Origin of the sequence: Pseudomonas umsongensis, assembly GCF_002236105.1 — a bacterium.
Classification (GTDB): Bacteria; Pseudomonadota; Gammaproteobacteria; order Pseudomonadales; family Pseudomonadaceae; genus Aquipseudomonas; species Aquipseudomonas umsongensis.
The window spans coordinates 295,932-311,136 of record NZ_NIWU01000002.1 but is presented as its reverse complement, the minus strand read 5'-3'; the positions used below and the strand labels follow the sequence as shown (position 1 = coordinate 311,136).

The 15,205-nt window shown below is 59.6% G+C and carries 15 protein-coding genes and 1 pseudogene; 5 read left to right on the top strand and 11 right to left on the bottom strand.

Going from position 1 to position 15,205, the window contains the following annotated elements; genetic code table 11:
* Positions 1–7: 7 nt before the first annotated feature.
* On the bottom strand, positions 8–526 hold the full coding sequence (gene msrB / locus PSUM_RS11645; protein WP_020795563.1) for a peptide-methionine (R)-S-oxide reductase MsrB: 519 nt from the start codon (positions 524–526) through the stop codon (positions 8–10).
* A 285-nt stretch (positions 527–811) separates the two neighbouring features.
* Here msrB and PSUM_RS11640 point away from each other — a divergent pair, with 285 nt between their 5' ends.
* A complete protein-coding gene (locus PSUM_RS11640; protein ID WP_083348256.1) occupies positions 812–1,531 on the top strand; it encodes a response regulator transcription factor in 720 nt (239 codons plus the stop codon).
* Complete coding sequence (locus PSUM_RS11635; protein ID WP_083348255.1) at positions 1,528–3,048, top strand: sensor histidine kinase; 1,521 nt, start codon at positions 1,528–1,530, stop codon at positions 3,046–3,048. The genes PSUM_RS11640 and PSUM_RS11635 overlap by 4 nt, the downstream gene beginning before the upstream one ends.
* A 125-nt stretch (positions 3,049–3,173) precedes the next feature.
* On the opposite strand, the gene PSUM_RS11630 is transcribed toward PSUM_RS11635, so the two are convergent.
* Positions 3,174–4,121, bottom strand: coding sequence for an IS110 family RNA-guided transposase (locus PSUM_RS11630; RefSeq protein WP_033044663.1), 948 nt, complete (start codon positions 4,119–4,121; stop codon positions 3,174–3,176).
* 252 nt (positions 4,122–4,373) lie between these two features.
* Positions 4,374–5,072: pseudogene (locus PSUM_RS11625) on the bottom strand (class II aldolase/adducin family protein); the annotation flags it as partial.
* A 78-nt stretch (positions 5,073–5,150) separates the two neighbouring features.
* Here PSUM_RS11625 and PSUM_RS11620 point away from each other — a divergent pair.
* The 3 genes from PSUM_RS11620 (at position 5,151) to PSUM_RS11610 (ending at position 8,243) form a co-directional block, all read left to right on the top strand.
* Complete coding sequence (locus tag PSUM_RS11620; RefSeq protein ID WP_033044637.1) at positions 5,151–5,669, top strand: ABC transporter permease; 519 nt, start codon at positions 5,151–5,153, stop codon at positions 5,667–5,669.
* Between the two features lie 239 nt (positions 5,670–5,908).
* A complete protein-coding gene (locus tag PSUM_RS11615) occupies positions 5,909–6,613 on the top strand; it encodes a hypothetical protein (protein WP_020796833.1) in 705 nt (234 codons plus the stop codon).
* A gap of 199 nt (positions 6,614–6,812) precedes the next feature.
* Positions 6,813–8,243, top strand: a complete 1,431-nt coding sequence (locus PSUM_RS11610; protein WP_020796834.1) for an aminotransferase-like domain-containing protein — start codon at positions 6,813–6,815, stop codon at positions 8,241–8,243.
* A gap of 91 nt (positions 8,244–8,334) precedes the next feature.
* Here PSUM_RS11610 and PSUM_RS11605 read toward each other — a convergent pair whose 3' ends face one another.
* From PSUM_RS11605 to PSUM_RS11570, 8 genes are all read right to left on the bottom strand, one after another.
* Positions 8,335–9,135, bottom strand: coding sequence for an N-acyl homoserine lactonase family protein (locus PSUM_RS11605; RefSeq protein ID WP_083348254.1), 801 nt, complete (start codon positions 9,133–9,135; stop codon positions 8,335–8,337).
* A gap of 14 nt (positions 9,136–9,149) precedes the next feature.
* The gene (locus PSUM_RS11600; protein WP_083348253.1) at positions 9,150–10,109 is read right to left on the bottom strand and encodes a diiron oxygenase; all 960 of its coding nucleotides are present in this window, start codon (positions 10,107–10,109) and stop codon (positions 9,150–9,152) included.
* 62 nt (positions 10,110–10,171) lie between these two features.
* Entirely contained in the window at positions 10,172–10,930 is a 759-nt protein-coding gene (locus PSUM_RS11595) for a TauD/TfdA family dioxygenase (RefSeq protein ID WP_083348252.1), read from the bottom strand.
* 21 nt (positions 10,931–10,951) lie between these two features.
* Entirely contained in the window at positions 10,952–11,824 is an 873-nt protein-coding gene (locus tag PSUM_RS11590; protein ID WP_020796838.1) for a branched-chain amino acid aminotransferase, read from the bottom strand.
* 31 nt (positions 11,825–11,855) lie between these two features.
* Complete coding sequence (locus tag PSUM_RS11585) at positions 11,856–13,208, bottom strand: KamA family radical SAM protein (RefSeq protein ID WP_020796839.1); 1,353 nt, start codon at positions 13,206–13,208, stop codon at positions 11,856–11,858.
* A gap of 34 nt (positions 13,209–13,242) precedes the next feature.
* Positions 13,243–13,899 carry a glutathione transferase gene (gene yfcF / locus PSUM_RS11580; RefSeq protein ID WP_020796840.1) on the bottom strand — a complete coding sequence of 219 codons (657 nt, stop codon included), beginning with the start codon at positions 13,897–13,899 and terminating at the stop codon, positions 13,243–13,245.
* Positions 13,900–14,109: 210 nt separating this feature from the next.
* Entirely contained in the window at positions 14,110–14,595 is a 486-nt protein-coding gene (locus PSUM_RS11575) for a cupin domain-containing protein (protein WP_020796841.1), read from the bottom strand.
* 84 nt (positions 14,596–14,679) lie between these two features.
* The gene (locus PSUM_RS11570; RefSeq protein WP_020796842.1) at positions 14,680–15,174 is read right to left on the bottom strand and encodes a RidA family protein; all 495 of its coding nucleotides are present in this window, start codon (positions 15,172–15,174) and stop codon (positions 14,680–14,682) included.
* Positions 15,175–15,205 lie beyond the last annotated feature (31 nt).

The window sequence follows — 15,205 nt, the reverse complement described above, 5'->3', positions numbered from 1 at the left end:
GGGAAATTCAGACGGCTTTGGGCTCGAACTTGAGCGCCAGACCGTTCATGCAGTAACGCAAACCGGTCGGTTTCGGCCCGTCGTCGAAGACATGGCCCAGATGCCCGCCGCAACGCCGGCAGTGCACCTCTTCGCGCGACATGCCGTAGGAACGGTCCTGGCGGGTGGCCACGGCCTTGTCCAGCGGCGCCCAGAAACTCGGCCAGCCGGTGTGGCTATCGAACTTGGTCGCCGATGAGAACAGCGGCAACTGGCACCCGGCACAGAGGAATGTGCCGTCGCGGTGCTCGTTGTTCAGCGGGCTGCTGTAGGCCCGTTCAGTGCCTTCTTCGCGGAGGATTTCATACTGTTCGTCGCTCAGGATGGCGTGCCATTCGCTGTCGCTGTGGGTCACTTCGAACGCCTCGGCGGCGCTGGCATCGCTGATCAATGCCGTGCCTGTGGAAAACTTCGGCAACAGGCCGATTGCCAGGGCTGCCACCCCCAGCCCGCCGCTCGCGAGAAGAAATTGCCGTCGTGAAAACATGCTCGTCTCCAAAAATCCAGGGGTGTTTCATGGAACACAGCCTAGGCTTTGGGTGATCGCCAAATCCTCACGGGAAGTTAAACAATTCGTGATAACTCGGGCCACGAAAAACCCGCACAATGGACCCTTCACTGACTTCACTGACTTGACTGACTTAATTGTAGGAGCTGCCGCAGGCTGCGATCTTTTGATCTTGTTTTTTTAAATCAAAGTCAAAAGATCGCAGCCTTCGGCAGCTCCTACAGTGAGTGGCATTACGCACATTGCGCCGAAGGATTGAAGTGGATGGAACAGACCAAACGCGTCCTCGTGGTCGAGGACGACCTGCATATCGCCGACCTGATTTGCCTGCACCTGCGTGACGAGCAGTTCGAGGTGGTGCACAGCGCCGACGGCAATGAAGGCATGCGCCTGCTGCAGCAAGGCAACTGGGATGCGCTGATCCTCGACCTGATGCTGCCCGGTGTCGACGGCCTGGAAATCTGCCGCCGCGCCCGCGCCATGGCCCGCTACACGCCGATCATCATCACCAGTGCGCGCTCCAGCGAAGTGCACCGGATCCTCGGCCTGGAGCTCGGTGCCGACGATTACCTGGCCAAGCCATTTTCCATGCTCGAACTGGTGGCCCGGGTCAAAGCTTTGCTGCGCCGGGTGGATGCCATGGCACGCAACCTGAAGATGGACGCCGGCAGCCTGCTCATCGACGGACTGGCCATTGACCCGATCACCCGCGAAGTGTCCCAGGGCGGCCGACGCCTGGACCTCACACCCCGGGAGTTCGACTTGCTGTACTTCTTCGCCCGCCAGCCGGGCAAGGTGTTTTCGCGCATGGACCTGCTCAACGCCGTCTGGGGCTATAGCCACGAAGGCTACGAGCACACGGTCAACACCCACATCAATCGCCTGCGCGCCAAGATCGAGGCCGACCCGGCGCAACCGGTGCGCATCCTCACGGTCTGGGGCCGCGGCTACAAGTTCGCCACCGGGGAGGAATCGCCGCCATGAGGCTGACCCTGACGCAGCGCCTGTCCCTGGTGTTCGCCGTGCTACTGCTGGTGTGCTGCGGCACCTCGGCGTGGCTGCAGGTGCGTTCCAACCAGATGCATGAACAGGAAGTGGTGCAAGGGTTGTCCCGGGACCTGGCGCAGCACATCGCCAGTGACACGGTGCTGATGGACACCCAGGGCCTGATGCCCAATGCCGTGCGGGATCTGTTCAGCAAGCTGATGCAGGTCAACCCCAGTGTCGAGGTGTACCTGTTGGACACCGAGGGCAAGATTGTCGGCAGTGCCGCGCCCGAAGGCAGGATTCGACGCGAGCGTGTCGACCTGGCGCCAATCCAGCGCCTGCTCAGGGGCGACGCCCTGCCGATTACCGGTGATGATCCGCGCAGCGTCGACGCGCGCAAGGTGTTCAGCGCCGCACCGTTGAAGGTCAATGGCAAAGCCGTCGGGTATCTCTACGTGGTGCTGCTGGGCGAAGACCATGATCGCCTGGCCGAACGCGGCGCCACCAGTGCTGCGCTCAATACCGCCCTGATGTCCATTGGATTGGTCGCGCTGTTGTGCCTGATTGCCGGTCTCACCGCGTTTGCGCTGATCACCCGGCCATTGCGCCGCCTCACCGAAACCGTCAGCCAGTTCGACATCGATGGCGTCCCGGTGACGCCGGCCCTGCCCGTCCCCCTGGAAAAAGTCGCCAGCCACGATGAAATTGCTGTTCTCGACGCTGCCTTCCGGCAGATGCAGGCGCGTTTGGGCGAACAATGGCGCTCATTGACCCGCCAGGACCAGGAACGCCGCGAACTGGTGGCAAACATCTCCCACGATCTGCGTACGCCGCTGGCCTCGTTGCACGGCTATCTGGAAACCCTGTCGCTCAAGGACGCCACGCTGTCCGCCACCGACCGCCGCCGCTACCTGGGCATCGCCCTTGATCAAAGCCGCAAGGTCGGCGGGCTGGCGCAGTCGCTGCTGGAACTGGTGCGCCTGGAACATGGTTTTGTGCAACCGGTGCTGGAGCGTTTTTCGCTGACCGACCTGGTCCAGGACATTTTCCAGAAGTTCGAACTGACGGCCGAGGCGCGGCAGGTTGAATTGAAGGCCACGTTCGCCCCCAACGTTTCTGCAGCTTGCGCTGACCTGGGATTGATCGAGCGGGTGTTGACCAATCTTTTCGACAACGCGTTGCGCCATACACCGCCAGGTGGCGAGATCGAACTGGGTTTGCGCCCACAAGGCTCATTCATTGAGGTGACTGTCAGCGACACGGGCCCTGGTATTGCTCCCGAATTGCGCGAGGGTCTGTTTTTGCGGCCGTTCAATATCGGTGGCGCACGGCGCGATGGCGGGCTGGGGTTGCGTATTGTGCACCGCATCCTGCAATTGCATGGGCTTGAGATTCAGTTGATCGACAGGCCGGGGCGTGGGGCGACGTTTCGGTTTTTGTTGCCGATCGATGAACAGACTGCGGCGGGATTGGCGGTGCGGTCGATGAACCTGAATACCCCTCGGCAAGTCTGAAAAGTCAGGGCGCCTGACAAACCGCTTTCGCGAGCAGGCTCGCTCCCACAGGGGATTTGCGTCGTACACAGAATTTGTGGCAACCCGAATCAACTGTGGGAGATTCTATGGTTGAGGGGAAGCCCTCAACTGGTTTTCGGTTGGTATTCACTCTGCCCCTTCAGCAGGGCGAATACGATACGAGCGAGCTTGCGAGCCAGCATCACCAAGGCTTGAGTGGTGCTGAAACCCCGATTTCTTTGTTCTTGGTAAAACCCTTTCCAGGCTTCGGTTCGACTCGCCGACATAGCCGCATTGTGCAGAAGGCGGCGGGCTTCTGGATCGCCTCGCTTGGTCAAACTCCGGCGACCATCTTTTTGCCCTGATTTTGACACCCGCAAGTCCATTCCAAGAAAGGCGATAAAGGCATCTGCGTTTCGGAAGTCTCCGCGCTGGAACGCCGTGAGCAAGCGCGCGCCAGTCAAAAATCCAACCCCTTCAACTTTCAAGCAACGCTTCAACTGCCCCAGCAAACCGGCTTCTTTCAGCTGATCGTTGATCGTCTTTTCGATCAGCGTCTCAAGCTGCTGCATGGACTTTATTTGCTCGGAAAAAGCAGCCTTCAGCAAGGGCTCATTCGACCAGCTTTGCACTAGGCCGACCCTGGCCTGGACCAAGGCCGCCCGGCGGCGAAAAAGACTCAGGAGTTGGCGATACAGCGGTGTCGGCGGCGTCCATGGGTGAAGTTCTTCATGCTCGTTCTTCAGATAGCGAGCAAGCAGTTTGGCATCCAGTGCATCGGTTTTGGCACGGACCTTCACACCTTCTCGGTAATGTTTGAGCTCATAGCCGCCCACCATGTAAATCACGCAGCCGGCCTCAAAGGCCAGGTCAGCGAACTCCAGGTGGTAGATGTTGGTGGCTTCAACAGCAATAGCCACACTCCCCGGCAAGTCCTTTAACCACTTGTTGATGCTGATTTTGTTGTTGGGAATCTCTTCAAGCAGGTCCAGTTCGGCGTGATAAATCACCAATTCTTTCTTGGCGACATCCACGCCCACGATCGGCTTTGAAACAGAAACCGGCATTGCCATAGGTTTTCCTCCGGGATAAGGTTTTAAGCACTTGAAGGGCTCACCCAGAGGCGCAGGCTTGTTCCTATCGTCGGTCTAGGCCAGATGCATTCTTTATCGGCGCTTGGGTGAAAGGAGGAGGGGCGAACTCTCCCACAGTCTGTACTGCGTCAACAGTCAGAATCGAGCCTTGTCCCTCCTCCTCCCTTCAAGTCCTACCATACAAGCGAGCCTGCTCGCGAATAGGCCAGCTCGAACAACCGAGCATTCAGGTCAGTCCCGATAATCCGGCGCCACACGCTCCAGCAATCTCAGCAACGCCGCCCAGGCCAGTTGCATGGCATCTGGATCATTGAGCTCACCCTCCTCCAGCGCCCGTCCCGGCTCATTGAACTGCCGCTCGGTATGCGCGCAAACCTCGGGCGACGGCAACACCAGCTCCCCGGCAGCCATGGCTGCCAACTGAATGTCGCAGGCCTTTTCCAGGTAATACATGCGCATGAACGCCTGCCCCACCGTCTCCCCCACCGTCAGCAAACCGTGATTGCGCAGCATCAGCACCGGCTTGTCGCCCATGTCCGCCACCAGCCGCCGCTGCTCGCTCATGTCCAGCGCCACGCCTTCGTAGTCGTGGTAGGCCACACGGTTGTAGAACTCCATGGAAATCTGGTTCACCGGCAACAGCCCGCACTTCAACGCCGCCATCGCGCAACCGGATTTTGTGTGCGTGTGCAACACGCATTGCGCGTCTTCACGAGCACCGTGAATGGCGCTGTGAATCACGAAACCGGCCGGGTTCACCGGGTACGGCGACGGTTCCACCGCGTTGCCATCGAGGTCGATTTTCACCAGGTTCGACGCCGTGATCTCATCGAACATCAGCCCGTAGGGGTTGATCAGGAAGTGATGCTCCGGCCCCGGAATGCGCACTGAGATGTGGGTGAAGATCAAATCGGTCATGCGAAAATGCGCTGCTGGCCCTGGTCAGCGCATTGATCTGGGTGCTGTTGAAAATGACCCGCGTGAACCGACTGGTAGGCTGAGATCACTATGAACACCCATCGTACAAGCCTGAGTACCCGCCTGCTGGCCGTGGTCGCCATGGCCTTCATGCTGTTCCCGTTGCTGACGGTCATCCCGGTGTCGTTCACCAGCAAGCGTTTCCTGTCGATGCCCCAAGGCAATTGGTCGCTGCGGCATTACGAAGCGCTGATGAGCAACCCTGACTGGTTCAATGCCATCAGCCAAAGCCTGACCATCGCCTTTGCCACGAGCATCATCGCGACCTTGCTGGCCGCCAGCTTCAGCCTGGGCATCTGGTACATGCGCTCCAAATGGGCCACGGCGTTGATCGGCCTGGTGCTGCTGCCGATGGCGATTCCGTTCATTACCAGCGTCAACGTCGACACCCTGCCCAAGCGGATCTGGAGCGGCTTGCGCGATAACGTTGATCCGAGTGTGGCGGCGATTTCGGTGCTGCTTATCTCGTTGACCTTGCTGGTGCTGATCGGGCGGTTGGTGGCTCAACACTTGGCGGATAAACGCGCGCAGAAACTGTTGCATCCATAACCAAGTCGTTACCGCGCCCCCTTGTAGGAGCTGCCGCAGGCTGCGATCTTTTGATCTTGATTTTTCAAGATCAAAAGATCGCAGCCTGCGGCAGCTCCTACAAGGATTCCCGCCTCTCTCTTGAACTCATCCGCCCGTTGACCGTGACAACCGCTTCCCGGTCCAATAGATTAGTCGGCCTGAAAAAGCCCCCGGGCTTTCTCGCCCCTATTCAAGTTCAAAGAAGTAGTGAAATTTCAATGTCCGATTCCAACACCGCTGAATCCGTAGTCACCTTGTCGTCCAAAGCGGAATACGAAAACTCCATCAATCTTTCACAGCATGTGCCCCAGGCCAAGACCATCAGCGAGATGGTCCTGGACGCTTTCCAGTCCACCCGCGAAAGCGAGCAGATCCGCGAGCTACGCGCCGCGATCCGCCAGGCCCATGACAGCTTCGACGACGATAAAGCCTACGAACTGATGGGTGAGCTCAAGCAACTCAAGGACGCCGAGGCCGCCGACATCGCCGCCCTCGAAGACTTGAGCAGCAAATTCCCGATCAGCCGCATCCTGTCCAGTTTCAAGGACGACCCGGCTTTCCAGGAAATCGTCTACGGCCTGGCCCTCAAGGTGCTGAACCAGACGCACCAGGCCATCAGCAGCCCGAGCGGCGGCAAGAGCAAAGCCGCCAAGGCGAAAAAAGAAGTCGAAGTGTTCACCATCAGCAAGGACGGCATGAGCGTCACCTTGCCGCTGCGCACCCCACGCTCGCGCCTGAACGTCGACCGTGAAGCCCTTGAGTTCCTCGGTTTCAGCTTCGTTGGCGAAGGCGACGAGGCAGAGCTGCAAAGCGAAACGTTCCTGGACAACCAGGGCGCCGAACAGGCCGTGAACCGCAAGAACATCATCACCGCCCTGCAACAGCAGACCGCCTTCGACGGCTACAGCATCGCCGCCCAGTAAGCCCCGCCAGCATCCCCAGAGCCCCGCCCCCGTGCGGGGCTTTTTATTGCCCGCGATTCCTGCAAAACCGCGTTTAGTGTTCCAGTATCAAGGCCAGAGAAACACTTCCCTTCACCCACCTGCACCACGGGGCCGCCTGCGGGGAGCGTCAACTCACTTTCCAGCCCAAGACCTCAGTGGTGCGACTGCTGAGGTCATCATGAACACGCCACCCCTGTACCGTCAGTTGGCCAACCACTACCTGGACGCAATCCGCAGCGGCACCCTGAAGACCGGCGAGCGCCTGCCCTCGATTCGCCTGATGATGGAAAAACACGCCGTCAGCCTGTCCACCGCCGTACAGGTCTGTCGGGAGCTCGAAGACCATGGCGTGCTGGAAGCCCGACCGCGCTCCGGCAACTACATTCGCCAGCCCGACACTGCGCCCGGACCCAAGCCGATCGCCCACCCCCCGGCACTGGAGAGTGGGGTGTACGTGGGCATTCATGAAAAGGTTTCCTCGGTCCTGAAGGCCAGCCAGCGCGCCACGGTGAAGGTCAATTTCGCCAGTGCCTATTGCGCGCCGCAGCTCTATCCGCTCAAGACCTTGCAGGACAACATGATCAAGGCGTTGCGCCTGGACCAGCATCTGTTCGATACCACGAGTTCGACCTGCGGCAACAGTGCACTGCGCAACGTCCTTGCCCGCCGGATGCTGACCGTCAAAACCAACCTGACGGCCGAACGCATTGTGATCACTCACGGCGCCACCGAAGCGATCAACCTGGCATTGCGTGCCGTGACCCGTCCCGGCGATACCGTGGCCGTGGAGTCACCGACCTTCTACGGCCTGCTGCAAATTCTCGAAAGCCTGAACCTGCGGGTGCTGGAAGTCCCAGCCTCGACCCATGCCGGGATTCACCTGCCGGCCCTTGAACACCTGCTGCAAGGGCCAGAGCTAATCAAGGCGCTGATCGTCATGCCCAACCTGCACAATCCGCTGGGCAGCATCATGCCCGACACCCACAAGGCACGGCTGGTGAAGCTCTGTGCCGAGCACGATACGGTGCTGATCGAGGACGACACCTACGGTGACCTGGTGGACACCGAGCAACCGCTGTCCACCCTCAAGCACTGGGACCGCACCGACAATGTGATCTATTGCGCTTCGCTGAACAAAACCCTCGCCCCGGGCCTGCGCCTGGGCTGGATCAGCGCTGGCAAATGGCACGATCGCGTGGAAATGCTCAAGCACACGCAAACCCGTGGCTGCGAGAAGCTGTCGCAACTGGCCGTTAGTGCATTCATGGGTACGCCCTCCTACGAACGCTACCTGCGTCGCTTGAGAAAAACCCTGACCCAGCAGCGCGAGCAAATGAGCGGGGCGATCATGCGTTATTTTCCCGAGGGCACCCGCGTGACCCACCCTCAGGGCGGCACCTTGCTATGGGTGGAGTTGCCGGCTCGGCATTCGTCCATGGGGCTGTTTCATGATGCGCTGAGCCTCGGCATCCAGATTTCACCTGGGGATATCTTTTCCAACGCCAAGCGTTTCACGAATTTTGTGCGCATCGGCTGTGGAGCGCCGTATTCACCGAGGATCGATGAGGCACTGCAGACCCTGGGCCGCCTCCTCAAGAGCCAGAGCTGACCAGAACCCTGTAGGAGCTGCCGCAGGCTGCGATCTTTTGATCTTAAAAAAACAAGATCAAAAATCGCAGCCTGCGGCAGCTCCTACAGGGTCAACGTGGCGGTTGGTGCAGGCAAATGATGTGTGGATCGTCGTTCCAGTGCGGGAAACGTTCGGCGATCAGCGGGTCGTGGCCAGGGATGACGTGGTCTTCGCTGTCGGCCAGGCGATCGATTTCACTGAACGCTTCGAGCGACTGCGCCAGGTCATCGATGATCGGAAACGGACTGCGCTCGCGAATGTTCACCCACAAGTGCGCCGCGTCCGATGCCAACACGATCCAGCCCCGTTCAGTGTTCACCCGCACCACCTGGCTGCCGGGTGTGTGACCGCCCACCGCGTGCAGTGTCACTCCCGGCAGCACCTCGACAGTACCGTTGTGCAAACGCATCCTTCCTTCGAACAGCGGTGGCAGCGCCGACATCACATCCTCGACCTCATAGGTCTTGTTCACCGAGTGATGGGTCATCTTCGGTCCGGTGCAGAAACGCAGTTCCGCTTCCTGCAAATGCACCGTGGCCTTGGGAAACAGCCCCAGGTTGCCAGCGTGATCCCAGTGCAGGTGCGTGAGGATCAGGTGCTCGACCTGCGCCGGATCGATGTCCAGTTGCCGCAGGGAGTCTTGCGGCAGGCGATACATCTGCCGGTTGCGCCGGTCCGCCGTGGCCGGTTGAAAACAGGTGTCGACCACGATCACCTGGTGCTCGTTGCGAATCACCCAGAAGTAATAGTCCAGCGGCATCGGCGCATTCGGATCGCCGCAGCAGGCGTCGTAGAGGAAGTTCTCCCGGGCAGTGCGCTGCGCGTTGGCGCCGACACGCAGGGCGAACACTTCGTACATGGGAACGGACATGGGCACCTCCAGGTTCAGGCGGCTGCGGTGGCTTTGAGGGTCGGACGAAAATCGAAGTCGATCTGCTCGCTGATGCCCAGGTCCTGCGCCAGCTTATGCAGACCACTGTAGTCGCGCATGATCGTCGCGTTCCTGTTGCTCTCGCGGGTGTCGGCAATGATTGCCTGCGCGTCCTCGACCCCGAGCTGCGTGAGGATCGCCTCCCACATCGAGTAGTCCTGGGCGATAAAAGCACTCAGCGCCACCGACAGGTTGCGGGCGAAAAATTCCCGTTGGACTGGCTGCATGTTGGCGTACATCACCTTGGCGACTTCGGCCAGCACCTTGCTGTGGGCGTATTCGTCGCGGTTGTGCAGCTCGGCCACGCGGCGGTTTTGCGGCTGGATGGTCGGGTCGTCCGCCAGCAGGTCGAGATAGGCATTGACGCTGATCTCGGCGACTACCGCGAAGGTGATCGCCGCCAGGTCGCGCTGCCAGGGTTCGGGCAGTTCCTCGCGCAGGGCCTTGAGGCGCAGGTAAGTCACCGACGGCGGCAACTCCAGGTCCTGGTCCAGTGCGCGATCGCGCTTGGTCCGCTCGATGGCCCGCAGGTGCATGAGCGTGTGGTAGTGCTCGTCGATCAGGGTCTGCTGCATCGCTTCGCGAAAATGCCAGTCGTCCTTGCCCAGGTATTGATTGGCGATGACGCTCAGCGCCGGGTTCACCACGAGCTCTTCGGCGGTGACCGTGCGCAGGTTGTAGCCGATCCAGCCCCAGGTCACCACCTTGCTCTTGAGCTCATCACTCAAGGCCTGGAATGTCGGATGATGGAAAAACGGCACCATGCACTCCGGGTAATCCGGGCGTGCCGGGTCGAACACTTCGTTGATCTGGGCCTTGTCCGGCGAGCAGACTGCGGCGCGTTTGATCCAGGCCTGATTGAGCCGTACGATCAGTTGATGATCGACCTGGGCGATCTCGATTGCTGTTTGCATGACGCGATACCTGTAAACGCGTACCCCTGGGGGTACGCTGAAAAAGAAGGGCGACGGAAAAATCAGGCCAGCCAGTAGCGGGTCAGGTGGCGCGCCGGGTCAGTGTATCGGCTGCGAGCATGAATCATCCGCCAGTTGTCCCAAATCAGCATGCATCCGTCGGGAATCAGCACCGGGATGTTGTGTTCGACGAAGTACGCTTCGCCGAGCACCGCAAACCTGGCAAGCGGCGAGTCGTTGTCGGCGACCTGTGATTGCTGCAAGGCTTCCTTGGACGGATTCACATCGCCGTAGTGAAACTGGTTGTAGCTGAAGCGGAAAATATCGCCTTCCTCGGTCGGTGTCAGGATGTATTCCCTGACCCGGGTTTGCGCCGGTTCGCCGGGCTTGGCAGTGGCGACGAATTCCACCGGCGTATCGTCGAGCCACTTGCGCAGTTCCGGTTCGGATCGCTCAAGCGATCTCAAGAACGCATAGCCGTCCACCAGACCGGTGTGACCGCCACCGCAGGTCGCCTGTTTATGGCAATGCAACGCCAGGTAACGCGGTGGCGGGCCGTACACCGGCGCTTCGGTGTGAGGGCCGATGCCGTTCATGCTCTGGGAGTACGGCAAGTCCTCGTAGCCCGGCTTGCGGGTGATGGCGAAAGCTATCTGGCCATTGAACTGCGGAATGATCGGGCCGAACTCATGCAGTGTTCCCGCGACATCGTGGGCAAATTCCCCTGGCGTCAGCACGGTCCAGCCACGATTCGACAATTCTTCATGGCGATGGCCCAGCGAAACATAAGGTGTGGACGCAACAATCCCTTGGTCTGACATGGTGAGTTTCCTGGCGGTTTATCAGGCGTTTACGGTTGAGGTGTAAGCGGCAATCAATTCACTGCAGGCGGTGCCCGGTCGGTATCGCTGCTCATCGATGCTCTGTACCGGGGTGATTTCAGCGGCGGTACCGGTGAGAAAACACTCGTCGAAGTCGCCCAGTTCCGTGGGCAATATCGTGCGTTCGATGACCTGGTAATCCAGGGCACGGGCCAGTTCGATGACGGTCTGGCGGGTAATGCCGTCGAGGAAGCAGTCAGGCACCGGCGTGTGCAAGGTCCGGCCTTTGGCGAAGAACACGTTAGCGCTGGTGGCTTCGGCCACATGGCCGCGCCAGTCGAGCATCAAGGCGTCGTGGTAGCCGGTGTTTTCGGCGTCGTGCTTGCTCAGCGTGGCGATCTGGTAATGCCCGGACGCCTTGGCTTCGAAGGGACTGCTGCTGGGAGGCGGACGACGCCAGGTGGCGGTCTTCAGACGGATGCCGGCCATGCGCGCGGCCGGGTCGAAATAGCTCGGCCATTGCCAGCAGGCGATCGCCACATGCACGCGATTGAAACGCGCCGACGTGGAAATCATCTCGCTGCCGCGCCAGGCCACCGGGCGCAAATAGCCGTCGTTCACCTGGTTGCGTTGCAGCAATTGATGGCTGGCCGCTTCCAGCTCGGCGGGTTCGAAGGGGATGGCAAAATCCATCAGCTGCGCCGAGCGATACAAACGCTCAGTGTGTTCGCGCAACTTGAAGATCTTGCCGTCATACACGCGCTCGCCCTCGTACACGGTGCTTGCATAATGCAAGCCGTGAGTCAGCACATGCAGGCGCGCCTGGGACCACTCGACGAATTCGCCATCGAGCCAGATCAATCCTTCGCGCTGATCAAACGGGATACCGCTCATGTCCTTGTCTCCCCAATAATCAAGTGTCGTCCTAGGCCGTTTGCAGCAGGACCGGTATCAACTCAGGCGTTGGCGCCAGCAACAGCTCAGCCTCGGCCTGAAAGAAAAAGCTTCGTTCGCCAAAGGCCGGGCGAAGCTCATCGAACCAGGTCGCCTGCGGATCGAAGCGCGCATAGAAGGTCCGCAATACCCATTGCGGGTCCCGGGCCTGGAGGAACTGCAGCACGAAGACTTTTTCCCCGGCGACGGTCTCGATGCCATTGATCAACACCTTGCCGTAGAAGGTGCTCATCGACGGCCCGCGCACCGTTCGCGCCAGGCCCGAGACCGTGCGGTACGCTGCCTGGAAGATTTCGAACGCACGGGCCAGCGGCATCGCAAAGTAGTGGCTGGGGCCGGTGTCGCGCTCGACGAACATGTAATACGGCACTGCACCGAGCCGTACGCCTTCGGTCCAGAGATCCGCCCAATCGGCGGGGTTTTCGTTGATATGGCGGATCACCGGCGCCTGCATGCGCAGGGTCGCGCCCGTGGAGCGAATACGTTCGACGGCGTGCCGGGCGATGTCCTGGCGAATCTCTACCGGGTGGTTGTAGTGCCCCATGATCGACAGGTTTTTACCCGCCGCGACGATCCGCCGGAACAGCTCGAGCAACTCGTCTGCGTCCTTGTCGCTGACAAACCGCTGCGGCCAGTACGCCACCGACTTGGTGCCGATGCGGATGCTCTTGAGATGCGCCAGCTCCAGCAGCGGCTCGATGTACCCGGCCAGCGAGCGGGTATTCATGATCAGGGGATCGCCACCGGTGACCAGTACGTCGGTCACTTCCGTGTGCACACGCAGGTAGCTCAGCAGCTCCTGGGATTCCCGCGCGTTGAACTTGAGCTCCTCCTCGCCGATGAACTGCGCCCAGCGGAAACAGAAGGTGCAATAGGCATGACAGGTTTGACCGGCACCGGGGAAAAACAGCACGGTCTCGCGATATTTGTGCTGAATGCCCGGCAAGACTTTTCCGTCGAGGGTCGCACCGTTGTGCGTCAGTTGCCCGGCCGGGTGGGGGTTCATGCGCAGCCAGATCGCCTCGATCCGTCGTTTGATCGCAGCGGCGTCATCCTGCTCGATCAGTTGTTTGAGCGAGTCATATTCATCGACCAGCAACATGTCTTTGTGGGGAAAGGTCATGCGGAAGATCGGATCGTCCGGGATGTTGTTCCAGTCGATCAGCGTTCCCAGCACGTATTCGTTGGTGCGAAATGGCATGACCCGGGCCACGACCGTCATGGCTTCCTGCAACTGCGGCGTCAGCCTGTGCCAATACGGTGTGTCGCGAATGGTGCGAGCGTTGTAGGGTTTGTAGCGTTCGTGCTCCGACAGTCCTTGCATGGCAGCGCTCCTGGTGATTGCCCTGACGGTCGCCTTAAACCACCGCGGGTGCGATGGCCGGCGCTTTGCGCTCTATGTCCATCCATGCCCGAACGCTGTCGCGATCCCACTGGCGACGGACATAGGCGGCGAGTCGCGCCGGGACTTGATCACCATTGGCGACCAGTCGATTGAGCATGATCGCCAGGTCGGTATCGGCAATGCTCCAGTCGCCGAAGAGGTGCTCGGCGCCCTCCTCCAACAAGCGCTCGGCGACGAAGAACAGACGTTCGACCGCGGCCTTGGCATCGTCGGAGAGCGGCGCGTCCTTCTTGCCGAAGTACACCAGGTCAAACGGGCGCTCTTTGCGGATCACCAGCAAATCGCTGCGCAGCCAGGCCTGGAGTTGACGGGCCCGGGCGCGCTGCTGGAGGTCCTGGGGGAAAAGCCGTGCATGCCCTGGCGCGAGTTCCTCGAGGTATTCGGCGATGGCGGAAGACTCTGAAAGCGCAAAACCTGTGTGAACTAATGTAGGAATCTTGCAGGTAAGTGAAATATCTCGATATTTCGCCTGATAGTTCTCTCGCGCCTTTAAATCCAGCGTGACAAGTTCAAATGAAAGTTGCTTCTCCTTGAGCGCTACAAACGCTGACATCGCAAACGCGCTGACAAAATCCGCGCCGACATAAAGTTTAATCCTGTTATTTTCCATGGAACGCTCCCTTGCACTAAGCACATTAATCCGTTGCATTCGAGTCGATCGTAGTAAGTTGATCGAACGCTGAACAGATACAGAAATTATCCGTTTGCATCGATACAGAAATTCGAAAATTCGCATCGCCAAGGGCTTATCGAGGGCACGACAGAAACGAAAAAAGGGAGTCCGCGAACGCGGACTCCCTCGTGTGTAATGAAGGGGGATTTACAGCTGGCGGGGGATCAGGCCGACGTTGTCGGTGCAATTGGCGAGTAGCAGCGCCTGGGGCATATTGCTGATATTGAGCATGGCCAGCGGCTCGGTGGTGCTGGTGTTGACGAAGCCGTGGCGGGTCCAGGCCGGCACCAGCAGCACGTCCCCACTGCCGACGCACACGGCCTCGGCATCCCCCAGGGTCAAGGTGCCGTTACCGCTCTGGATGATGAACAGGTGCCACCACGAATGATCATGACCTTGGAGCTGCGCGCCCGGTATCAACCATTGCATGGACACGGCCATGCCAGGCGTCAGCGAGCAGCCATCGAGGCTGTTGTCGTGGGCCAGCGCGACAATATCGACATCGCTGTCCTCAAGGCTCTGACGTATTCCCGTTAGTTCAACTTCCTTCCACACCCGTGGCTTGATCGGCTGGCGAACCAGACTTTGACGAAAGTCCTTATAGGAAAAGAACGCACCTTGAACGTTATTCATGCTCGTCTTCCAACTTATTCTTCAGCGTTGAGTCACTCGACCTTAGGCGAACAATTAATCGCTGTAAAGCCGAACACCCCTTACTTATAACGCCGAAGGTCGTAACGCTACGATCATGTCCACTTCTACTGCCGCATTTTTTGGTAATTGATAAACACCGACGGTCGTGCGCGTATGTTTCCCGGCATCGCCGAGTACGTGACTGAAAACATCCGAGGCGCCGTTGGCCACATCGCTGAGGTCGACAAAATCTGCCGTGGATTTCACATACACCGTGATCCTTATCAACGACTTGATCTTGTCCAGCGAACCGATGGCGTCGACGATCAACGCCAACCCGCGCATCGCGCAGAGGCTGGCGGCCGCTTGCGCATCCGCCATGTCGAGGTCCAGGCCGACGCGCCCAGGGAATTGGATCTTGCCATTAACGCGCGGCACCATGCCGCTGACATACAACTCGTCGTGATGACGGATCAGCGGAGCGTAATGCCCACCTACACTGTTTTCACCGTAGATGTCGTAGTCGAATTCCTTCGCCAGCGCGATGAAGCGCTCGTCACAAGTCATGTGCTCAATCATTTACCGAACCTCTTGATCAATACTGCAAAAA